This is a genomic window from Coprobacillus sp. (assembly GCF_984815275.1).
In genome coordinates, this window is record NZ_CFJNYH010000035.1 from 1 (window position 1) to 23,890 (window position 23,890).

At 30.2% G+C, this 23,890-nt stretch carries 23 protein-coding genes; 3 read left to right on the top strand and 20 right to left on the bottom strand.

The features are described 5' to 3' along the window. The first annotated feature begins 218 nt into the window (after nucleotides 1-218). On the top strand, nucleotides 219-1,019 hold the full coding sequence (locus AC5M21_RS12155) for a MerR family transcriptional regulator (protein ID WP_008789407.1): 801 nt from the start codon (nucleotides 219-221) through the stop codon (nucleotides 1,017-1,019). 147 nt (nucleotides 1,020-1,166) lie between these two features. Further along, nucleotides 1,167-2,396 (top strand): alpha/beta hydrolase, encoded by a 1,230-nt coding sequence (locus tag AC5M21_RS12160; RefSeq protein ID WP_008789406.1) that lies wholly within the window; start codon nucleotides 1,167-1,169, stop codon nucleotides 2,394-2,396. A 143-nt stretch (nucleotides 2,397-2,539) separates the two neighbouring features. Here the strand turns inward: AC5M21_RS12160 and AC5M21_RS12165 are convergent, their stop codons facing one another. The 8 genes from AC5M21_RS12165 to AC5M21_RS12200 form a co-directional block, all read right to left on the bottom strand. Continuing rightward, nucleotides 2,540-3,907 (bottom strand): MATE family efflux transporter, encoded by a 1,368-nt coding sequence (locus AC5M21_RS12165; RefSeq protein ID WP_008789405.1) that lies wholly within the window; start codon nucleotides 3,905-3,907, stop codon nucleotides 2,540-2,542. A gap of 2 nt (nucleotides 3,908-3,909) precedes the next feature. Further along, entirely contained in the window at nucleotides 3,910-4,767 is an 858-nt protein-coding gene (locus AC5M21_RS12170) for an HAD hydrolase family protein (protein ID WP_008789404.1), read from the bottom strand. Between the two features lie 99 nt (nucleotides 4,768-4,866). Beyond that, on the bottom strand, nucleotides 4,867-6,315 hold the full coding sequence (locus AC5M21_RS12175) for a 6-phospho-beta-glucosidase (protein ID WP_008789403.1): 1,449 nt from the start codon (nucleotides 6,313-6,315) through the stop codon (nucleotides 4,867-4,869). Then, complete coding sequence (locus tag AC5M21_RS12180; RefSeq protein WP_008789402.1) at nucleotides 6,315-7,676, bottom strand: PTS sugar transporter subunit IIC; 1,362 nt, start codon at nucleotides 7,674-7,676, stop codon at nucleotides 6,315-6,317. The genes AC5M21_RS12175 and AC5M21_RS12180 overlap by 1 nt, the downstream gene beginning before the upstream one ends. Before the next feature lie 12 nt (nucleotides 7,677-7,688). Next, complete coding sequence (locus tag AC5M21_RS12185; RefSeq protein ID WP_008789401.1) at nucleotides 7,689-7,988, bottom strand: PTS sugar transporter subunit IIB; 300 nt, start codon at nucleotides 7,986-7,988, stop codon at nucleotides 7,689-7,691. Between the two features lie 6 nt (nucleotides 7,989-7,994). Then, entirely contained in the window at nucleotides 7,995-8,309 is a 315-nt protein-coding gene (locus AC5M21_RS12190) for a PTS lactose/cellobiose transporter subunit IIA (RefSeq protein WP_008789400.1), read from the bottom strand. Nucleotides 8,310-8,623: 314 nt separating this feature from the next. Next, a complete protein-coding gene (locus tag AC5M21_RS12195; RefSeq protein WP_008789399.1) occupies nucleotides 8,624-11,221 on the bottom strand; it encodes a PRD domain-containing protein in 2,598 nt (865 codons plus the stop codon). A 62-nt stretch (nucleotides 11,222-11,283) separates the two neighbouring features. After that, nucleotides 11,284-11,871, bottom strand: a complete 588-nt coding sequence (locus tag AC5M21_RS12200; RefSeq protein WP_008789398.1) for a TetR/AcrR family transcriptional regulator — start codon at nucleotides 11,869-11,871, stop codon at nucleotides 11,284-11,286. 152 nt (nucleotides 11,872-12,023) lie between these two features. Between AC5M21_RS12200 and AC5M21_RS12205 the strand changes: the two genes are divergently transcribed. Next, nucleotides 12,024-13,376: an MATE family efflux transporter gene (locus AC5M21_RS12205; protein ID WP_008789397.1), complete on the top strand. Its 1,353-nt coding sequence runs from the start codon at nucleotides 12,024-12,026 to the stop codon at nucleotides 13,374-13,376. Nucleotides 13,377-13,584: 208 nt separating this feature from the next. Here AC5M21_RS12205 and AC5M21_RS12210 read toward each other — a convergent pair whose 3' ends face one another. From AC5M21_RS12210 to AC5M21_RS12265, 12 genes are all read right to left on the bottom strand, one after another. Beyond that, on the bottom strand, nucleotides 13,585-13,857 hold the full coding sequence (locus tag AC5M21_RS12210) for a helix-turn-helix domain-containing protein (RefSeq protein WP_008789396.1): 273 nt from the start codon (nucleotides 13,855-13,857) through the stop codon (nucleotides 13,585-13,587). Continuing rightward, nucleotides 13,850-15,589: a VirD4-like conjugal transfer protein, CD1115 family gene (locus AC5M21_RS12215; RefSeq protein WP_008789395.1), complete on the bottom strand. Its 1,740-nt coding sequence runs from the start codon at nucleotides 15,587-15,589 to the stop codon at nucleotides 13,850-13,852. The genes AC5M21_RS12210 and AC5M21_RS12215 overlap by 8 nt, the downstream gene beginning before the upstream one ends. 36 nt (nucleotides 15,590-15,625) lie before the next feature. Beyond that, the gene (locus AC5M21_RS12220) at nucleotides 15,626-17,269 is read right to left on the bottom strand and encodes a DUF3991 and toprim domain-containing protein (RefSeq protein ID WP_008789394.1); all 1,644 of its coding nucleotides are present in this window, start codon (nucleotides 17,267-17,269) and stop codon (nucleotides 15,626-15,628) included. Between the two features lie 133 nt (nucleotides 17,270-17,402). Then, complete coding sequence (mobP3, locus tag AC5M21_RS12225; RefSeq protein ID WP_008789393.1) at nucleotides 17,403-20,093, bottom strand: MobP3 family relaxase; 2,691 nt, start codon at nucleotides 20,091-20,093, stop codon at nucleotides 17,403-17,405. 21 nt (nucleotides 20,094-20,114) lie between these two features. Beyond that, on the bottom strand, nucleotides 20,115-20,399 hold the full coding sequence (locus tag AC5M21_RS12230; protein WP_008789392.1) for a DUF6809 family protein: 285 nt from the start codon (nucleotides 20,397-20,399) through the stop codon (nucleotides 20,115-20,117). After that, a complete protein-coding gene (locus AC5M21_RS12235) occupies nucleotides 20,392-20,688 on the bottom strand; it encodes a DUF6809 family protein (RefSeq protein WP_008789391.1) in 297 nt (98 codons plus the stop codon). The genes AC5M21_RS12230 and AC5M21_RS12235 overlap by 8 nt, the downstream gene beginning before the upstream one ends. 68 nt (nucleotides 20,689-20,756) lie before the next feature. Next, complete coding sequence (locus AC5M21_RS12240; protein WP_008789390.1) at nucleotides 20,757-21,155, bottom strand: ribbon-helix-helix protein, CopG family; 399 nt, start codon at nucleotides 21,153-21,155, stop codon at nucleotides 20,757-20,759. A 201-nt stretch (nucleotides 21,156-21,356) separates the two neighbouring features. Then, entirely contained in the window at nucleotides 21,357-21,479 is a 123-nt protein-coding gene (locus AC5M21_RS12245) for a hypothetical protein (RefSeq protein ID WP_017144076.1), read from the bottom strand. 540 nt (nucleotides 21,480-22,019) lie between these two features. Further along, on the bottom strand, nucleotides 22,020-22,262 hold the full coding sequence (locus tag AC5M21_RS12250; RefSeq protein ID WP_008789389.1) for a hypothetical protein: 243 nt from the start codon (nucleotides 22,260-22,262) through the stop codon (nucleotides 22,020-22,022). A gap of 19 nt (nucleotides 22,263-22,281) precedes the next feature. After that, on the bottom strand, nucleotides 22,282-22,869 hold the full coding sequence (locus AC5M21_RS12255) for a DUF3846 domain-containing protein (protein ID WP_008789388.1): 588 nt from the start codon (nucleotides 22,867-22,869) through the stop codon (nucleotides 22,282-22,284). Nucleotides 22,870-22,894: 25 nt separating this feature from the next. After that, nucleotides 22,895-23,443 (bottom strand): hypothetical protein, encoded by a 549-nt coding sequence (locus AC5M21_RS12260; protein ID WP_008789387.1) that lies wholly within the window; start codon nucleotides 23,441-23,443, stop codon nucleotides 22,895-22,897. Nucleotides 23,444-23,452: 9 nt separating this feature from the next. Further along, on the bottom strand, nucleotides 23,453-23,887 hold the full coding sequence (locus AC5M21_RS12265; RefSeq protein WP_008789386.1) for a hypothetical protein: 435 nt from the start codon (nucleotides 23,885-23,887) through the stop codon (nucleotides 23,453-23,455). Nucleotides 23,888-23,890 lie beyond the last annotated feature (3 nt).

Genomic DNA, 23,890 nt, shown 5'->3' on the forward strand with positions numbered 1-23,890 from the left:
AAATATAACAACATCATATCCTTTTTTAGATAATTCTAATACCGTTCCCTTTCCAATTCCACTTAATCCACCTGTTACTAATGCAACCCTTTTTTCCATTTATTCATTCCTCCTTATTTTTCTTCATTATAAAGTTGGTGGTAACCACGAAGTCAAGATATTTATAAAATTAATGTTATTAATAAAAAAGAATGTTATAATTTGAAATGGTGATAAATATGGAATATAGTGCAAAAGAAGTTATGAATTTTTTAAATATTAACAGAGAAACATTAAGACATTATGAAAACATGGGATTAATTCATCCTCGTATTGATGATAAAACACATTATCGTTATTATACTGATTTTGATATTGAAACAATTGCTGAATGTAGAAAATATCGTTCAGCAGATTTTTCTATCAAAGAAATAGATAAAATAAAACATATTGATTCTCTTTCGCAATATGTTTCTATTCTTGAACAAAAGCAGGAATACTATAAAAAACAATCATTATATTTTTATAAACTTATTCATAAAAATAATGAAACGTTAGATAAATTACATTCTATCATCAATCATTCGCATTTAATATCTATTGAAGAATTAGAGGAATGCTACTTATTTCCAGCATCTTATGACTTTAAGCACTTTTTTGAAGATAAAGACAAATATTTAAATTTTACATCTACAGTACATGAAGATTTTGCATTTACTGATTTTTCACTTCTTATTAAAAAAGATGATTTTATCAATCAGAAGACTAATTATATTGGTGGTACTTCTTTTAGTAAAGATTGGATAGAATTTCTAAATATTTCTGTTAAGCATATGATTCATGTCAAAAAACAAAAAGCGCTCAGTACCATTATTATCATTAATGAAGATTTTAACATTAATTATTCTCTTTTTAACCCAGCATTACAATATATCCAAGATCATCATCTTGTGATTTCTGGTGATATATTTGCGACTCAAATAGCTAAAATTCATAAGAATAAAAATAGATATTTAAAAGTCTGGGTTCCTATTCAATAACTTCAGTACTGTATATTTTGTATAGTATAGTGTATATTTTTACAATTTGAGTGATTCCCATAATACCTTTATATTTTTTGATAATTCATGTAAATTAATACTAAGGAATTATTGGCCAATATATTCCTAATAAAAAGGAGAATAACAATGAATCAATTATCAAAAAAAATTAATGAAGGAGTTTCTGTATATAAAAATTCACATTCACCTAGTGGATATACTGCAACTTTTATATATAAACCTACACAAGATATTATAAAAGTCAGTCTTACTGGTCCATTTTTTTATATTGATCCAAATATGGATTTATATGATAAAGACAATATTTTTACACCTCATGAATATAGGAATGGAATGTATGCCTCAAGTCTTGCCCCTGGAACATTCCAAAGAAACTACATAGAAGACATGATATATGATCCAGAATTATCTATTTATAGACTCGATATACCTATTACAAGTGGAGCATTTCCTTACAGTTATATTATCACTTATCAGGATTATACTCAGGAGACAATTGATGATCCAGCTAATCCATCACCTTCAAAAATGAATAACCAAAGTTATTATAAAAATGCTTCATTAAAGCAAAGTATCGTCTATGGATATTATGATAAAATGAAACAGTCTCAATCACCATATTTAGATTACGTATTACCATCAAAAAAGAAAAATGGTTCATTATTTTTTGTTAAATATGAAGGAAATCTTTCTAAAAACCAAGATTTAGGAATATATTTACCTTCAAATTACAATGAAAACACTCAACCTTATAAAGTTATTTATGCTAGTCATGGATATACAGGAAACGAAACTGATTGGTTTTCTATGGGTAATATTCATCATATTATTGACAATTTCAATGAACAAGTTATTGTTGTTACAATGGAAAATAGTAGCTATGAATTAGATTTTATGAAAATGTATGAAAGAATTGGAATGGTTGAAGATAATATTATCAATTATATTATACCTTATATAGAAAAAAACTATAATGTTTCTAAAAAAGCAAGTGATCGTGCCTTTTGTGGTATATCTATGGGAGCAATGATTACAACATATATGTATTTTGATTATCCTGAATATTTTGGATACTTTGGCGCATTTTCAGGATTTGATAGTCGAGCAATTAGTCAAAAATGCAAAAAATACATTCCTGTATTTTATACAACTATTGGCACATGTGATACAGGTTCAACAGCTATTTTAGCTAATCCAAATGGAGTTAAAATTAAATATGAGAATTTTCTAGAATGGAATCAACAAAATCAAGTCGAAAACGTTATAGATGGTGGACATATTCCAGGAGCACATGATTGGTCAGTTTGGCAAATTTCGTTTATGAAATTTATAAGTGAAATTTGCTGGAAAAAATAGAAACTATAGTGTATAAAGTGTATTGAATAACACAAAAGGAACTGTAAAAGACCCTAATTTAGTTATTAGATTTCTCAGTTCCTTTTTCTGTTTACATTTTGGCTTGTTTACTTTATTAAATAAATGTTTAATTCTAAAAATTTTTATAGCCTTTTCGTCTGTTCTGTTAAAATTTTTTTCAACTTTATAATTGCTATTATGGCTAGAATCACTTCTGTTGTTGGAGTTGCAATGCTAAGACCATAAAATGGATAAAGATAATCCCATAAATAAAGAAATGGTATTTCCAAAACTATTTTTCTTAATATGGCAAAAATGAGAGCATAACCTCCTAACCCACACGCTTGAAAAACACATACAGTAACATAATCTATACATAAAAACGGAAGTTGTACACACGAAAATCTGATTAATACACTTCCCATTTGTATTACATGAGGAATATCCACAAAAATGCTCATAAGATATGAAGCAAACATCATAAATATAATACACAAAACAATTAGTATTGAAATTGAAAATTTAAGCGATACATATAATACATTCCTCATTCTTTGAACATTTCTATTAGCATAATTATAACTTATAAGCGGCATAATTCCTTGAGAGAACCCCAAAACAACTTGTAGTGGAATCATAACAATTTTATGTGATATACCCATTGCAGAAACAGCATCAACACCATAAAAAACAGTAAAATGATTAAGTACTGTCATGCTTATAACACTTAATAAATTTTGGATAGCTGCTGGTATTCCTACAACAAAGATTTCTTTAATTATTTTCCAATCCCAATGAAATGATAATAGTGAAATATCAATAAATGTCTGCTTTCTTTTAAGCATTATAAAAACAATAAAATACAAGCAAGCTATACAATTAGATATAAATGTTGCCATTCCAGCACCAGCTACTCCCATATTCAAATATTGTGGTAATACAAAGAACGGATCTAATATAATATTTAAAAAGCACCCACTCATCGTTCCAATACTTGCTTGTAGTGAGGCACCTTCAGAACGAACTAAATAAGCCATTACAACGTTTAATATTGCTGGTGTAGCACCTAATTTTACTGTCCAAAACATATACTCTTGTGTAGCAGCCATAGTTTGCAAATCTACACCTAAAATCACTAAAAATTCATGTTCAAAAAATATAAATAACAGAGAAAAAATGACCCCACACCCAACACAACAATAAAAACAAATATTTGAAACTTTTTTGACTATATCAAATTTTTTTATCCCTAGCATACGACTCATCAAACTTGAACTACCAACACCAAATAAATTATTAACAATATTAAAAGAAAGTAAAATAGGAGCAGATAAAGTCACAGCAGCAGTTTGCAACGAATCATTCAATGTTGCAACAAAGAATGTATCAGAAAGATTATATAATATCGTAACAAGTGAACTCAAAACCATCGGTAAGGACATTATCATAATTGCCTTCATAATTGGCATTGTTTCAAACAAGTCTTGCCTTTTACTCATATCTACATTCATGATTAATCCCCATTTATTAGTTGATAATGATTCATTGCTTTTGTAAATCCTTCATGATAAATATCATCTGTGATAAATTCACAAACTTCTTTTATTTCTCTAGGTGCCTGTCCCATAGCAATGGTATGCTTGGCATATTGAAGCATTTCAAGATCATTATAGTCATCTCCAATTGCATATGTATCTATGATATCTGCATGAAAATACTCCAACACTTTCTCCATTCCTGATTTTTTAGATACTCCTTTTTTACTGATTTCACCATGAATAGATAGAGGATTCCCCATTATAGGAACAACCTGATATTTATTATGAAAATAATCAAATATATTTTGATAATCTAGTGGAGAAGGGTTTTCATAATACATTATTGGGTCTTCATACCAATGAATCTTTTGGACTTTTAATGACTTTAAATCTTTAATAAATCGATAGTTTTGTTGAAATGATTCTTTAAGATTTTCTATATCTATTTCTCCTCTATTTAAAAACATCATTCTTTTTAAATGTAAATCTTCGGTTCCTTTTTGAATATAATTAAAATCTGCACATTCCAAAGTATACCTTAGTCCAAACAGGTCAAAATAACAAACAATTTCCTGCAATTCATTATAAGATAAATAGTTTTGAAAAATAACTTGATCATTTATGATAATATGATTTCCACTAGAACAAATCAAATATTTCAAATCCAATATATCTACAATCTGTTGAATAGACTTTCTAGCCCTTCCAGTAGCTAGGACTGGAATATGTCCATTCATTTTTAGTTGATTAACGGATGCTACTGTCTGAGATGAAATAAATGTTTTATTAATAATTGTTCCATCAGCATCAAAAAAGATAATTTTTCGACTCATGAATATAACACTCCTTTCATAAATAATAAAGTACATGCAAGCATGTACTTTATTTGCTCAATATATAATGATGATTAATTAAGGGAGAAAAAATATATATTAATCTAAATCTTCACCATTTGTTGCAATAACTTTTTTATACCATTCAAATGAATCTTTTTTGTAACGTTGATATGATCCTTGACCTAAATCATCTGCATCAACATAAATATAGCCATACCTTTTTTTCATTTGACCTGTTGAAGCTGATACCAAATCAATACATCCCCAAGATGTATAACCCATTAAATCTACACCATCTAATGTTATAGCATCCTTCATAGCCTTGATATGTTCTCTAAGATAATGAATATGATACTCATCATGCACACGACCATTTTCTAAAGTATCAATACCACCTACCCCATTTTCAGCAATAAATAGAGGTTTTTGATAACGTTCATAAAATTGATTAAGTGTTGTTCTTAACCCCAATGCATCAATTTGCCACTTCCATGCTGTATCCTTTTCTTTCAAATATGGATTTCTCAATGTAGGAAAAACATTCCCTTCAGCCTTTTCAGCAATCACATTTTGATCTGCACAAACAAGCTGTGAAGAATAGTAAGAAAAAGATATAAAATCAACTGTATGATTTTTTAACACTTCCTTATCTTCTTTAAAAAATGGAATATCAAACCCAATTCTTTCAAATTCTTTAAGCTTATATTCAGGATACTCTCCTCTTACAAGAACATCAGAAAAGAAGAATTTTCCTCGTCCACTTGCATGAGCAAGCCAAACATCCTCTGGAGCACAACGATATGGATAAGTCACTCCAGCTGCCAACATACATCCTACCATATTGTTTTTATCAATTTCATGAGCTATCTTTACAGCCCATGCACTGGCAACAAGTTCATGATGAACTGCCGTATAAATTTGTTGCAGTCTTTCCTCTTCACTTCTAATAACAACACCAGCTGCATAATATGGCAGAGATGTAATACAATTAATTTCATTAAAAGTTAACCAATACTTCACCATTCCCTTGTATCTAGTTAAAATGGTTTTGACATATTTTTTAAAACACTCTATGGTTTCTCGACTTTCCCATCCATTATATCTTTTAACCAATTCTAAAGGGATATCATAATGTGTCATTGTAACTAGGGGCTCAATTCCATAAAGATGTAACTCATTAAAAACATCTTCATAAAATTGTAAACCTTTTTCATTTGGTTTTTCATCAATACCAAGAGGGAAGATTCTTGCCCAATCAATAGACATTCTAAATACTTTAAATCCCATTTCTGCAAATAACGCAATATCTTCTTTATAATGATGATAAAAATCTATACCTTTCATACTAGGATAATACGTATTAGGCTTTTGTTGTAAAGAATCTAATGTTCCACTCATAACATTCCATCTTTCACTTCCTTGAGGAACAAGGTCAATATGCCCTAAACCTCTACCATCCTCTAAATGTGCACCTTCACATTGATTAGCTGCAGTTGCTCCACCCCATAGAAAGTGATCAGGAAATCCCAACTGTTTCCTCTTCATTAAGCAATACTCTCCTCAATGTTATTACTATCTATTTCTTCTTCTTTCATTTTTTCTTTTGTACCTAATTGACTATCATAAATTTTAAAGAATGGATACCAAACAACCGCAAGAATAGCAATAAGGACAATTTCAAATATAATAATTCGAAAATCCAAACATTTGATAAAACTGTTAATAAAAATCGGGAATGTTCCAGCAACTTGCAAATAAATTGGTGTAATTAATCCTGTCATACAACAAATAGTATATAAAGCATTACTAAGCAATGTTCCTACAATAAATGGAATCATCAAAATAGGATTAAAGGCAATTGGTGCGCCATATAATACTGGTTCACTTATCCTGCAAAAACTTGGAATAATTGTTGCTTTTCCAAAAGCCTTTAATTGTTTTGAATGTGCTAATAAAAGACATAAGAGAACAAAACTAAATGTATTACCTGCTCCCCCTAATAAATTTCCAGCATCACCAAACATTGCAGGTTGGAAAATAATATCTTTACCAGCTGCGACTAATTCCATATTTCGTGTTGCAACTTGCATACCAATAGCTGTTGTAAAAGGCATCAAAATCATTGTTCCATGAAGCCCACAGCACCAGAATAATGAACTAATGATACATAAAGCAATAGCACCTGGCCAAGTATTACATAATCCACCTAATGGTTTACCTAATACAAATTCAATTAGTGCTGGTAGTGTCATTGTTGGATCATATGCTTGAATCAATAAATTTCCACCAAAGAAAATAATAGTATTAAGGACACCTGGAATAATTAAACTAAAAGTTTCTGAAATAAATGGTGGTACAGATTCAGGAAGACGAATTGTCAAATGATGGCTTAAACAGAATCTTGTTACTTCCACTGTTACTATTGCCACAACAATTGCTGTAAACAATCCTTGTGATCCTAAATATGTTGTTTTCATCATAGATGCAACTGACCCATCTGCCAATGCATAATATCCAGCAGGTGCAGCAGTTAACATAAAGATGATTGCTGATGTTAATGCTGAGCTCATTGCTGACATTTTGTAACTTGATGCTAAGTTATAAGCAATTGCAAAAGCAGCAATAACACCTAACATTCCCATTGTCATATTAAATGGAATCAATATAACCATTTTATATTTTGCTGCAAAATTAACCCATCCTGAAAAGATGGATAATATCCCACCATTCGCTACCATATCCGCTGTAACTGGTGGATTGGCAATAATCATGAATACAGCACCAATAAATATAAAACTAATCATTGCCATGAAACCTCTTTGCATAGCTAATAAATGACGCTGTCTACCAAAGAAATTTGCAAGAGGTGTTAGTTTTTCATTTAAAAATTTCATAAATTTTTCCATTTTTATCCCCTCCTATTTATCTAATAATTTATGAACCTGCTTCATTATGTTTTCAACATTTCCTAAACCATAATCAGCTGGATTAATTTTATCAACAGGTTTTCCTACCGCAATACCCTTAATTTCTTCCAATTGATAAGCAATTTGTGGCCCTACCAAAATACAATCATAATCTTTATATACATTTTCAATATCGCTTGAAGGTTTTGCAATAACCTCTAACTCTATTCCTTTTTCTTTTCCCCATTTTCTCATTTTTTGCATCAATATGCTTGTAGAAAGTCCATTGGCACAACATAATAATATTTTCATATTTTTTTACTCCTTTTCAAATGTCTTTTTGTAAATCTTGATAAGTTCCTGAATAAAATCAATAGCTAACATGCTCGTCATAAGATGATCCTGAGAATGAATAAGTAAAACATTAATAGGTGTTTTTTCTCCGTTTGCTTCACTCGTAAGAAGATCAGTTTGACTTTGATGAGATTGATTAATTTCAGTTCGTGCTTCTTTAATAAGATTTTCTGCCTTTTCAAAATTGTTTTTTTCAGCTTCTCTTAATGCTGAATATGCTAATGATTTTGCTTCACCAGCATGTGCAATAATTGTAAAAGCAATTTGTTCTACATCCATTGTTTCACCTCATTTTTTTATAAAATCATTAAACAAATTCTAATAATTGATCGATCTTTGTATTTTCCTTGTTCAACGATATCAATATACAATGAATCTTGTATTCTTTCAAATCACTTCAAATGAATCGATTTTTAACTTTTTATACACTATTTTCTTTATTTATACACTTTTGATTTTGCTCTTTATTTATGATACATATTGCTAAAATAAGTTTACTTTTTCTCATTAAAAATACCCTCACTCTTTTTATAACTGCCTATTTAAAAAACATACACTTTATACACTTAAAAATAAAAATCCAACTTTAAAAGTTAGATTTCCTTAATCATTTTAATAATCATTGCGATATCTGAATCTGAGAATTTAATTTCAAAGACTTTCTCTATATCTGAAAAAACATCACAAAGATAATTATATATTTTCTTATTTGCCATTATTATTTTGTTATAATCTCTTATCTGTTTAATATTTTGTTGGTGAACCAATTGATAAATAAGATGACTTATATGCATAATCAAACCTATTCGTTTATTTTGATTTAAAGGATATTTTACATCAATTTTATGAATTGCTTGAATTAAATTTTCCTTCAATAAGTCAATATCAAAATCAGGCATTTGTTCCTCTATATTCTTAAATATCAATGAATATTTAATTCTCTTTTTTGTTGGTAAAAACTTACCATTCACACTAAATAATTCTGATAATTGTTCAATAGGTGTATTAAATAATTGAGAAATAGAAATAAATGAAACTCCATGTAAATGCGGATTAAACGTTCCTATAACATATAATATATTATGTTCTTCCTTTAAGTGGTTAATCTGTGAAATAAGCTGGTTTTTATCCTTCATAGATAAAGGTATAATATCAATATCACGAAATTCAATGATTTTTTCCAAATATCTTTTTATTTGTAAGGCTCCACCTTCTCCTGTCATACATAACGTAATAATAATATCCTTTTTAATTTCCCTCTTATAATTATCGACAATAGATGGAAAGTATTTTTCGTAACTATCCTTCATACTTAATACAATTGAATCCAGATCATGAATTGTTTCCATTTTTCTAGCACATTCTAATGCAATTAAAGTGGTTGGAGATATAATAAATTGGATATTAATACCAGTTTCATCTGCGATTTCTTGAGCCATAGTTTTTAATGATCCCATGTCATACATCATCAATATCCCTTTTCCCATATTAATTTGTTTGATAAAATTTTTAAGTTCATTATATGCATCTATAATTTCTTTATCTAAAGATAAGTTAAAAGCATAAACTTTGTCTGTCTTTACAAGAGTTTTAACAACATCAACAAGTGAGGATGCTGTTTGACTACCATGCATGGCAATCAAAAACACAGGAAATCCATCATCTTCTATAGCTTGATTCTTTTCACAAATAAACATAGTTATTAATGATGCTTCCTCTAGTTCAATATGTACATTTAATTGTTCTTCTATTGTATCTAGAAGTTGCAAACTTAATACATATTCTTTCTGGTTTTCCTTTATTGTTTGTTCTATATAATCATCACTATAACTTCGAACTTCTGGATGCTCTACAAGAGATTGTAAATGTAAACACAAGCCATAAAAAACTGAGTCTGGAAAAAAACGGTCCAATTTACGTGATGCATAATCTAAAAAATCTTTTACTAATTGGATGATCTCATTATTTACAATTTTACTTAACGATGTTTCATCTATGTTCTTACTTTTTATTTCTTTATTATATTTATTTAAAAATACATTTATTTTTGAATTTTGAAATGATTTTTCATTAAAAGTCATATCTTTTAAATAACTATATTTATCTTGATGTTTTTCTAACAAAAAGTCATCTTTTGTTTTTTCAACAGATTCTTTTGTAAAACAATAAACATAATCATACGAAACAAATTCACTCAATTCAGCTGCATGGCTTTTATAAAAAATAGATCCTTTTTTGACATATTTAGGGAAATCATATAAATATAAGTGGATATTTTCATTATTATAATCTATTTCTCTTAAATAAGCACTTGCACAGCCTTCTTTGATATCGTTTATGAATTGCTTAATGTTTCTTTCACAATGATATAGTAGTAAACACAATAATACTTCAGCATCTATAATAAAATTTTTATCAATTTTTTGTGATTCTTTTTGTAAAGTATTCTTCATAATGTCAAATCGTTCATTTAAACTTCTATCCATTAGATCAGGTATATCAATAATAACATTCATACATTCTAAATAATTTTTTCTAAAATCTTCATCTACATTTTTATCTGATGAAAAAACTAAAATAAAATGACCTTCTTTTGATTGTAATGTTATTAAATCGTAGATAATTGCTCGTTTATCTCGTGATATTAAATGAACATTATCAACAAACATAATTCCATCTTCGACCTGCTTTAATAAAGCAGCACTTTTTATAACATCTATCAAGTCATTTTCATGGTTCATATAATATTTACAATTAAGTTTGAGCAATTGAGCCTTTTTAGAAACCATTTTTCTTTCTTTAACATATTCAAATAACGTTTGAACAAAAAAGCTTTTTCCAACACCACTTGATCCAATAAAAAGAAACATATGCTTTTTATCTGGATATATCAATTCTGACTTTACCTTCTTTATAGCATTTTTTAAACTATCATTACAACCAATCATTTTTTGAAATACTAAATCATATTTCTCATTTGATTGATTGAGATTTATTAATCTATATAATACAGGTCTTCCATCTATCTTTTCTAATTTATTGTCCTTAACCAACTGATTAAGTATAGATGATATGTTCGTTCTTTGCATATGAAAATGATCAACTAATTCTTGAGTTGTAAAAAGCTTTTCTTTATCAGCAACACTAACTGTTCTTTGCATATATGATAAAATTAAATCTTTCTTTTTCATGCATAATCACCCTCCTATAACTTCTAAAAAAACCTCTAATAAAATTATTTGATTTATTATAATTATTGTAAAAGCAATTGACTTTCAGATAATCCTTTTGAAATCAATTTTGTTATAAATTGAATCATATTTTCCACAGGTATTTTCCTCCCATCAATGATCCATTGACTATATATCATTATAAAACTACCATATAAATATGATACAAAAATATTAGCCTCGTAATCCTGACACTTTGAAAAGTTATCATAAGATTTAAGATAATTAAACATTTGTTCCCTTATATAATCACTCGGACTTTTACAAAAAGTCAAATGTCCTTGAATAGACATAATCTTATTATCAACATTACTAGCATTTGCTAAAAATAAAAACAATTTTCTAATAAACTTTTCTAAATCATCTACATTCCATTTATCTGGAAGTGTTTTAAAAAAATTTGACAATATACTAATTTGTTGATTTACAAGTAAATCATCTAAATTTTGATAATGTAAATAGAAGGTTTTTCTATTGATTTGAGCACGTTCTACTAATTTTCTAATTGTTATTTGTGAATAATCCATTTCTAACAGCATTGCTTTAAAAGTATTTTGAATAAGTGATTCTGTTTTAATATATCTCAAATCATTTTGTGATTCTCTCTTCATTTTGACTCCTTTAATCTATATTATTTTTTAAATGTGGCATAATCTACAAAATTCTAAAACTGACCATTGATAGAAATATCATAAAAATTATAATTGATAAATGATGAATAATCAACATTAATACAATAAATAATAACAAGGAGGTTAAATTAATGCAAAATGAAGAAAAAATAGAATTATTTGAATATATCCCTGTTTCTAAATCAGTCATAAAACTAGCTCTTCCTATGATTTTAAGTTCACTAACTGTCATTATATATAATATGGCAGATACATTTTTTGTTGGGATGCTAGCTGATCCTATTCAAAATGCGGCAATTACATTAGCAGCTCCAATAATGCTAGCATTTAATGTCATTAGTAATTTACTTGGTGTTGGTACAGCAAGTATGATGAGTCGTTCACTAGATGCTAAAGATTATAAAACAGTTAAGCAAAGTTCTGCTTTTGGTTTTTATGGCACTTTATTTTCAGGATTATTATTTTTCATTGTTTATACGATTTTCAAACAGCCAATCATGGAACTTATGGGAGTCCAAGTCAATACAGAGTTTGCTACAAATATCTATATGTTTTGGACTGTGACTTTAGGTGCCCTTCCAACAATTTTACATATAGTCATGTTAAACATTATTCGTGCAGAAGGCAAATCAGTTCTCGCAAGTGCAGGAGTTGCAGTGGGATGTATTCTCAATATTATTCTTGATCCTATTTTTGTTTTACCATGGGGATTGAATATGGGAGCAAGTGGAGCAGGATGTGCAACATTCTTATCAAATTGTGCATCATGTATTTTCTACTTTATTATTCTCTTTAAAAAAAGAGAAAAAATGTTTGCAAGTATTTCTATAAAAGATTTGGTATTAAATAAAAAAGTTGATTATGGTGTATGTAGTATTGGCGTACCTGCTTCTATTCAAACTTTATTAAATGTGACAAGTATGACAATATTAAACAATTTTACTGTTATTTATGGAGCAACTGCTGTAGCAGCTATGAGCATTGCTCAAAAAATTAATTCTATACCTCTCAACATAGCCTTAGGTGGCTCACAAGAAATTATGCCATTAATCAGTTATACATATGCAAGTAAAAATTATAAAAGAATGAAAAATGCTGTTAATTACACAAGAAATGTTATGTTAATATTTTTAATATTATGTTCTTCTGTTTCATTTATCCTTGCTAAGTCTTTTGTTGGTGTATTCATGAATAGTTCTGATATTAGTACTTATGGAAGTCAATTACTAAGAGGCTTTAGTTTAGGCATACCATTTTTGTGCCTTGATTATTTATCTGTAGCTATTTTTCAAGCTGTTGGCATGGGAAAATATGCATTTTTCTTTGCAATTGCCCGAAAAATTATTTTAGAAATTCCATCATTAATTATTTTAAATTCATTCTTCCCTCTTTATGGTTTAGCATATGCTCAATTTGTTACAGAAATTATACTGTCTATAATCTCAATTATTGTATTAAGAAGATTATTTCATAATTTAATTTGATTAAACACATGACACATAAATGCAAAATCAATATTTGAATTTTTTAATAATAGCTCTAATAGAATATTATACTATATATAAATCTAATTATTTGATGTATTTAAATATTTTCTCTGTAAATATATATTTCAATTTTAAAGTTACAGTTATGACATTATGTCACTATCCTAGTGACCTCAAAAGGACATAGTCATCCTTACAAAAAACATTAATTTAAAAAATACATATTGCTTGTATTTCCGTTATTTTCTCTTGTTCTATGAATTCTTAATATCAGTTCTTCTTTTTCTAATACTTGAAGAGATCTTCTTATTGTTCTTGAACTTAATCCTGTATCTCTTGATAGGGTATTGACAGAAGGGAAGCAAGACCATGTTTTCCTGTTCGCATACTGAAGTAATGCTCGATAAACTGATCTTGCTGTTGGTGAAATATTTGCACCTGAAACTTTTGTATAAAAATACATATAGTCTTTATTCAACTTTAACACCTCCCCTTTTAATGGATTGGAAGTCAATGTGTTGCATAATATTATCTATATTCTGATTCTTGCTTTTTAATATCGATTCAATTTCATACATACTCGCATATTCAACTTCTCTATGATTTCTCATTCTCATTTTATATTCTCCACTCAACTCTATACCCCATTTCTTATAAAGTCTTAACTTTGTTTTCATGGGATTCTTTCCTGTTTTCATAAGTATGAAGTTTCCCTTAGGCATTGATTTTAACTCATCAGTTGTCATCAACGGTCTTTGAATCATCTGCAATGATTGTGATGGATCATTTTTACCCTTGCTGACAGAGCCACTTAAAACAGTCTTATATCCTAAGTTTTCACTCATGACTTTTGCTGTTTCTGAATTAGGTGCAAATCCCCCAAACAATGTATCCTGACAGTTATCCATAATGATAGATGCCCCTTCTTTACCATAGTTCTTTTCCAGCTGTGCAAGTGATTGAATAATCGCAACAATTGATATATTTCTTGATCTGGATGCTGAAAACATCATTTCTGCTGACTGTATAGCTGGTATTGTTCCTATTTCATCTAGATACATAATGACCTTATTCTTTAATCGTCCACCCTGTTCATCTGCATATGCCAGCATTTCTCTATAGTACTGTTGAATAAATAAACTGATAAGGAAGTGTTTCGTATTATCTTCCTCTGGCATAACTAAAAAAATGGCTGATTTTTCAGCACAGAATTTCTCTATATCAACAGCTGTTTCAAAACAGAGTATCTGTTCTATCTCACTGTCAATAAATGCATTCAGCCTTGAGAGGATTGTTGATAATACTGACATCATAGCCTGTTCTCCTGTATTCAATGCAGAACCTGCAAACCATTTGGCTTTATGATTGTCTGGCAACAAATCCATCATGACCTGAAAGCTAGATTTTCCTTTGATTTTTGATGGCTTCAGTAAATCCTGAACAAGTTTAAATACGCTCACAATATGTCTTTGTCTTGCAGGACAAAATTCAGAAATAATAAGAATCACACTTGTCAGTAGTCCTTCTGCAGAATCATAAAAGAAACTATTTTGACCGTAGTTCGATGCACTTTCTCCATCACTGAATATAATTGTCTTTGCAATGATCTTGGCATACTTTTCTGTCTTTGCTTTTAGACTTAAATTATGTCTACCCTGCTTATAGAGATCCATATATTTATTAACCAGATGGAGCATATTATTTCCATCAGAAAATAATGGATTTCTTAAATCAATGACCGAGACATGATAGCCATAATAGTCTTTTGCGATTGCACCATAATTTCTATAAAGATCCCCCTTTGTATCAGTTGTAATAAAGGAAATCCCACTAGCACAGGCATATTCCAAATTGGGATATAAAAAATGTGCTGTCTTTCCAACACCAGCAGCACCTATCATAAGTAAATGAATATCATCAGTATCAATATAACAGGTCGTTTTATTGAATTTGATCTGTGTTCCAACAACCAATCCCTGATGCTTTGGCAGATTAATTCTATTTCGCCATTTATTCGCATTGAAATCAATTTTCTTAAAAGTATTATTGATTTCTCTTTGAGTCGCAAAACTTGCAGTTCCATGCTGTCCATCTCCAACTGTTTTGGACTTGATACGATCAAGATTATAGTTATTCCCAAAGACAACAGCACATCCTATAAATATAAAAAAAAGACAGCCTATAAATATAAACGTTATCTTATCATCCATACATTGACCTCCTCTCTAAATTAAACTGATTTGCCTTTAATAACCTTTCATTTCCATATCAAAAGCATCATCAAATGATTGTTCATCTCCTGTAGGTATCACATATTCATTCATAATTGCTAGGGCTTCATCATAGCTTCCACATGATGTCACTCTATCAAACATTTCTTTTGACTTTTCTGGATATCCTGCTTTCTTTAAGGCATTTGAACATATTCCCATTAAATTAAAAACATTTCCATCTTCACCTATCATCTTCGCTTCTGGTCTTAGACTTTCCTCTAGTCCTAATTTTTCTTTCATTTCCATATTCCTGACTAACTCCCTTCTGATTTGTAATTTCATATTCAATAGATCACTGGAACATTGTCTATAAATATCTGCCAGTATTTGATTACTTTCATGATTATCTAATCCTGTTTTAATATCTTTCAAGCTGTTAAAAACATTATGAATGGATTTATTAATATTTCCATTATCCTTATAAGCTCGATAATCATCTTTTAATGTATCCCATACCTTTGATTCTTTAGTAAAAGGAACATCTTTATATAAAAGCTGATGTTCCATAGTTAAAACGAGCTTTAATAATTTTTCTGACTGTTTATTAAGATTATAAAAGTCATTTTTTCCATTTTTATTGAAAGCATAATAGACCTTCATAAACTGATTGCCTATGGTTGTATGTGTGATTTCATCATGTCCTGTTAATTGAAAATGTGAATTCTTTAAATTTTCAATTTCAGTATACATTTCCATATATTTAGGATTATCAACCGCCTTGATAACTTCAATGCCATGAAGTTCTTTCAGATCTTCATTAAAGTCTTTATTCTTTGGCTGAATAATAGATGCATCAATCATCTGTCTATCGTGAAGCACATCCAAAACTCTTTCGGCACCTTCTATTCCTGCTTCGTCATGATCAAAACAAAGAAACACTTTCTTTAAGGAATCATTTGTATCCAGCAGATGTTCCAGTCCCTGTGTTCCAAGTCCATTCAATGCAATATAGCTATGCTCCTGCCAATTTTCTTTATGCAGTGAAATATAAGAAAGCATATCTATCGGTGCTTCAAAAACATAAATTTGATTGCTTTGTCCTAAATAATGAAAGGTATACCTTGGATCAGATCCTTCAACATTTCCTCTGAATCCACCATTGATCAGTGTACTTCTTTTATGTGCATGTCTTGGTACACCTTCTTCATCATATCCAACAAAAACTGCATTATGATAAACTGCATCTTCATAGATCAATCCCTTCTGTACAAATGCATTCAAAACCTCTTTATCAATACATCTGCCATTTAACAGATAGCCATAAACTCTTCTCATTGAATCATTTCTTTCTGGCATGATAAATTCTTTTTTTACTTCTTCTTCAGGATGAACATCAACTATCATTCCTGTATCGTTCGCAAAAGATAAAAGAAGTTCCATCGCCTGCTTGAAATTATAACCATAGAACTCTTTTAAAAATTGAATGGGATAGCCACCTTCCTGTGTTTTCCATTTATAATACTGATTGCCTCTTATGGTTACACTTGTATATCTGTTCCATCTCATATCCTTGCCAGATTTGGTGAGTGTTTCTCCCTGTTGTCTTAAATATTCAACAAGATTGACCTGATTGGCAACTGAAATCTGTTCATCAGAAAACCTTTTGTATCTTTCCATTGTCTACCTGTTCCTTTCCTTGATTCTCTTTTTGATGGCAGTATTTCTTCTTTTTGATAAATTTTGTCTATTATCACCTATTTTTTGAATATCCTTAAAATTATATTTTTTCTTTTTCATTGATAAAATCCTCCTAGTTTAATGTGTGGTCATCCTGTTTATGACCCATTGCTAATTTCTTTTGCATGATCTTCTGCTTCAGTTTTCTTTCTGTTCCTGCAAGCGGATGATTGTTAATTGGCATCTGACTTTGAAAAATGCGACTCACATGATGAAAAAATCTTGATGCCATTAGTGCCAGTGGCTGATGATAAAAGTCATTCATATGTTCTAATAGGTATTGAGCATATTCATTTCCCTGCTGTGCAGATTTTTGAAGATACTCAACTGCAAGTTTCTCATCCTGTTCAACATCTTTTCCAAATAAAAAAAGTTTGCCTAGCATATACTGAGCAAACTGATTATTGTTTGATTCTGCAGTTTTTAGATAATTGATAGCTTTATCAATATCTTTTTCTATTTTTTGACCTTCTATAAGTAATTGAGCCATTTTGATAAGTGCAGGTTCAAATTGTTTATCACAAGCCATCTTTAAATAGTGAAGACTTAAATCATGATTTTGAGTTTCTTCATAGATTTGAAAAAGTTTATAAAAGGCATACTCATTATCATCACATAATGAAAGATAATGGATTGCTTTTTCGGTATCCTTTTCTATATGTTCTCCACTGCTATATTCTTTTCCTAAGATATAGCAGGCAAGCTGATTATCTGATTCTTCCAGCCATTTCATGGCTCTAGGAATATTTTCATAGTCATCTTCCTGTAGATAAATTTGTGCAAGCAGTAATTTAGCATTCTCATTTTCAAGACTGACTGCCTTTTCAAGATAAGAGATTGCCTTATCAATGTCTTTTTCACATCCTTTTCCTTTCAATGTCATCATTCCAAGTCTATAGAGAAGATTATCATCTTCCTGTTTTTCAATCATTTCTTGAAATGAATGATAGGCTTTTTTATAATGGCAACTGGCTAAATATTCATCTTTTTCACATCCGATTCCATAATCATAATGTCTTGCAAGTTCATAGTTTCCATAAACATTTCCATTTGTTGCTGACTGTTTAAAATAATCAAATGCATTTTCATTATTTTGATCAACACCTAGTCCTCTTTGATACATAACTCCCAGTGAATACTGAGCATAGGGATTATCACTCTGTTCAAAATATTCATAGGCTTTCTGATAATCAATTTCTGTTCCCATTCCATAAAGGTAATGTTTACCTACTCTATAACTGCAATACGATTTTACAAATTTATTTTCAACTGCTTCATTTAGCAGTTCTTCAAATCCTTTAAAAGATTTTTCATAAAACTGATTTGAGAGTTCTTCTTTTTGATTAACTGCATACAGTTTTCCAAGCAATGCATAGGCAAGAACATTATTTCGTTGACACTCCATTTTCAACAGTTCTTCAGCTTTTTTGATATCCTGCTCCTGATTCCCATTTCCATAAAAGTATTCAACAGCACTTTTATAATCACTTGTCCACTCAAGTATAAATCCATTTGCAGTTGAACCTTTATTGTTTGTATCCTCAACATCTTCTATATCATTGTCATTAAATAATTGACTGTCATCTTCTGTTTCTTGAATTTCCTGAAAATCAAATATCTCATTCGTTTGGAAAGACATCACTTCTTTCAAAATCATATTTTTGATGCTCCTGAACTCTTTTTGTTCAAGCAATGGTAATCTCTCTAACAGTTCATCTTTATATGTTGAATGGATATCCTGCTTATATATTAGCCACTGCTCGTAAAGCTGTTGAAGATATTCATTTTTTTCCATCTCCCTCAAGATATCATTAATGATCTGTTTGGACTCTTTAGGAATATATGCAAAAGCAAGTCTTCCATGATAATTTTCCAGACTTGTCTTTAATTCCATGATTTTACGAAATATATAATCATTATCTATATGACTGACTTCTATTCCCTGTAACATCTTTTTCACAATATCCTGGCTGTATTTTTTAAGTTCATTTCGTATTTCTGTTTGTTCGCTATAGGTCTGTATCAGATCCTGTTTAAAAATCTCTTTCGCAAATATCCCTCTTATTTTTTCAATACCCTGTTTTGTGACAAATCCTTCTTTAACATCAGTTGAATAAACGATCATATGAATATGTGGATGATGTCCTTCATTATGAAAAGCAGCATACCATTTGAGATGATTAACATCAATTTTCATGGCTTCTGCCAGTTCATTTCTTTTGCTTTGACATAAACTCATCCAGTTTTGTACATGATCATATCCTAATCTTGAAGCATCTTCTCTCTTTAAAGAAATAATATGTGTCCATACATTTCCTTCATGTTTTCCTACTTCATCAATAACATCTTTTAAATGAACTTCATAGCCGTGATCACTGAATAGACCATGTTCTCCCAGCTTTTCAACACGTGGTCTATGGGAAATATAATCAACATAATTTTCTTTTGTTGCTATATCATGGATGTTGCTGTCAATAACAGAGGAAATCAACTCACTTGCATTTTCTCTGTTGGGATTTGAAGTATAATCATCATATTCAAACATCTTCTTTGCTTCTGGATAATCTTTCATCAACTGACTGATCAGTTGTTTTTGTTTTGTAGTTGCTGGCTTATCTCCATGATCACTTTTGTATTTTTCCACACCTTCTCTTGTTGCAATATATTGAACATAATATTCCTTATGTGCTTTTCCTTTGATATAGCCAGTCTTGACAATAATTCTTGGTATCTTTAGCACCTCCCAAATAAAAAGAACCACCATGAAGATGATCCTTTACCTACATTATTCTCTTTTCATAACAGCCATTGCAATATCATAGCCTATATAAAATCCCTGTTTAAAAAAACAGTACATTTCTTCATTAGTGACTCCAGACCCTGCACTTATAAATGCATCATCAATATCTTTTGCTTCCTTTTCTCCATATTTTTCTATTAATGCTTCAATGATTTTTTGATGCATTTCATCTAGCATTTCGCTATCTTTTTTGATGAGTTCTCTATTAGGACATACGTGATCCATAGGAATAAGATTTCCCATATAGATTGTTCTTAAAATATCATCCATACTTTAGACCATATAGCTGATTGATATCAGCTTCCTTGATTTCATCATATAATTGAACTCCACATCTGACTCCCTGAACAAAGTAATCGAAGGACTGCATTGAATCACAATTAGATTGTTCGTCTAGTGCCTGCCTAATCAAAACAAGATCATCTTCATGAAAATGTTTTTCTAATTGCTTTTCAATTTCAAGCATCTTTTCATACTGTTCCTCAACCTCTTTTCTTTCATAAAAACTGGGTGAATGGTTCATCCATTGTGAACATAAACATTCCAAAATCTTTTCCATAACATCTTCTCCTCTCTTTAGCACAACACACTACCACACCCATTTTCATTTATCCAGACTTTTCGCAATTAACTTTTCTGATATCTATAGGCATCTTCAAATGTGATCTGTCCTCTTGTCCCATTGACTTCTTTTGCACATTTTTTTCTGAGCTTTTTTAATGTATCTTCATCCACCTCAGCAGTCGCAGCCAAAATATTCATCAGCATGGAAAGTTCAACTGTATTTTTATATAAAACCTTAGCTATTCTATCTTCTGATGTATGAATGATACCATTCATTGCAGATGAAAGTGCAATAGGAAGATATTGATTTTCATCTGCTGATCTTATATATCCATCATAGAACTTGATGGCTTTTTCAATAAATTCACTTCGACTTCTGCAGTCTGCTCTTTCACTCATTTGATCTAATTCATTCATTACATTTTGACTGAGCCATATCGTTGTTCTTTGTTTCTTTTCCATTCATTCCTCCAATAAAAAAGCCAATCCATTATCAGAAATTGACCTCATCATTTTACTTTTTTTATAAAAAATTGTATGTTGACTTTCACTTTAGCATAAACTATAATGTAAGTGAAAAGAGGAACAGCCGATAAGCGGTTATGCCTTGGATTTACAATAGTGAAATAACTACCTCACTAGTTGACCAGACACATGAGGTAGTTATTTTTTTGCTTTATTATCCTTATCAATAATGACAAGAAGCAATTTAACAATCAAACCTATTAAAGTCACAGTAAATGTTAGTATGCCTAACACTATCATACCTGTTTCATAAGATGTCATGTTAATCACCTCCGTTTTTCATATTTCTATTCTTTAGAATAGATATCTATGTTAACGAAGGATTACGTACCTTCGGTCAGACGACCAAGGTATAACCACCTACCGTTATGGCTGTTCCACATGCATTATATCATTTTATATTTTATGATTCTACATATTTCAGCACAATTTACTCAATGAGCTGATAACGACCACCTTGAAACTCCTTTACAAATAAAGAGTTTCTTTTTTAATGACGCTGAACTTAACGCACTTTTAAATATAATGACGTCAAAGTTGAATTTCTGGAAACCTCTAGAAATAGCGGGCATTGCCCGATATTGTTGGTTGCATTCGGTGCCGGCGACGCCGATGCTTTAACCTGCACAAGCACTTTTCATCCAATTTCCACTCTCATATCACAGGCAAAGTAGAAATAAAATCAGTATTTTAACCAATTTCTTTGACACGTTGCCACACGTCCTCATACTTTTCAATAGGGTATTGTTATCCCCATTTCCCATAAAAATCGCACACGTTTTGAATTATGCGCAAACAGTGCTAATCATTGCCATTGCCTGTTACATTATTTTTAGCTGGCTTTGGCTTTTTAAATGAACCATTTTCCTGTTCTTCCATTTCTTCAATGAAATCTCTTACTTCTGGTTTCACATTTTTCTTATATAACTGATATAATGCTTCCATCATTTCAGTTTCTAATGTTGTATTCTTTTTCGCAAGAACAGAACGTAATGCTCTGATTCTTGAATCTGGATATTTTAATTTGATTTCTATATATTTCATTTTATTTTTCTCCTTTTTATCAGTAACTGTAAAATTCAAATCTCATTTTTCTTTGCATTTCTTCTTGAGTATGTTCCTCAATTTCATAAAATTTTTCAGTATATTCTTTGATTTGTTCTTCGTTCAATGAGATGAGTTCTTCTCCACCATCATCTCCTGCAATAAAAAATGTGCCAGCAATGATATCATGACCAACACACCTATTTGCCTTTAAATTAATAAGTTTTCCTTCCTCGTTACAGACAAGAACAGTATGATCATCTAAACCGATTTCTTCGATATCTCCACCTACAATTGTCTGCATAGTTGTTAAATCATTAGTGATTCTTTCAACTCTAGGATGTTTGTCTGGTTCAACAACTATAACTTCAATCATTTCATTCTTGTTATTTTCTTTAACAATACTGAAGTGATCTACCTCTGGAATAATGGCTAAACCTCTTCCATTGTCCCATTTGACATGGATCTGACCAGCATCATCAACATGCTTGACAGTCCCTAATGTTCCTTCTGGCACAGGATGATAAGGATCATCCATGTGATTAAGTTCTATTCTTGTTCCCTGAGGATACTGTTCTTTGATCCTTTGAATTTGTTTCTCATTCATTTTTGCACCTTCTTTCTTTTTGCTTCTACATCATCATTTCAAACAGCGAAATTTGTCTTTCTTCTTCCATATTGATTTCACGTAGATTTTCATAGGCTTTCTCAAATTCCTTCATTTTATAATCTGAATTTTTGGATAATCTTCTCATGCCAACAAGATCATCTTCCTTTATAGCCTCATCCAGATACTGTATTAAACATAGTACACTTCCTATTCCAGTTTCCAGCAATTGATTTTTATCAAGATAATAACTGGCATTTTTGAGTTCTTCCAGATAGAAGTAGCTATTGAACATATCTAATACTTCTTTTGCCTTTTCTCGTATTTTATCTGGTTTTGCCATGTAATCATCATCTATTTTCTTGGGTGTCATTCTGTAATAAACATCTGGATAATCTTCTACTGAAAATACTTCTTCTATGTTTCTTTTGGCGATAATGATATGATTTCTTATCAGATTAAGATTGACTCCATCAGCCCATAAGGGATCATTACATCCATTTTCCAGCACTTCATCATAATGCTGGAATCTTTCTTCTAATATTCCAGTGAGCTTTAATTTTTCTTTTTCCATCTTCAACACCTAAAAGATATGACCTTGAAAAGAAACATTTTGTTCTGATTCTTTGAGTGAATCCACTATATCATTTTCAATCATTTCCTGACCAAAGGCTTCTTTTATAAATCTTTCAACCTTTTTGATTGGTTTTTCCTCTATTGAATCATCAATCATCTCATTCAGCTTTGAAGCAATCTGATTGATAATCTTCTGTCCTTCATAACTGGTTCTTGCAGTTTCAGAAAGTTCAGGAAGAATTTGATGAATGAACTGTCCTTTCGTATCAAACATGATTTCATTGCTTCTTAACTTTATAATAACCAGATCTGCATATTTCCCAGCATTCTGAACAAAGTTATTGATTTCCTTTGAATTCAATCGGCAATAGGTATCATAATTTCCTTTTACAACACCAAGATATGTTCCTCTCATATATTTTTCTAATTGTTTATCTGTCATTAT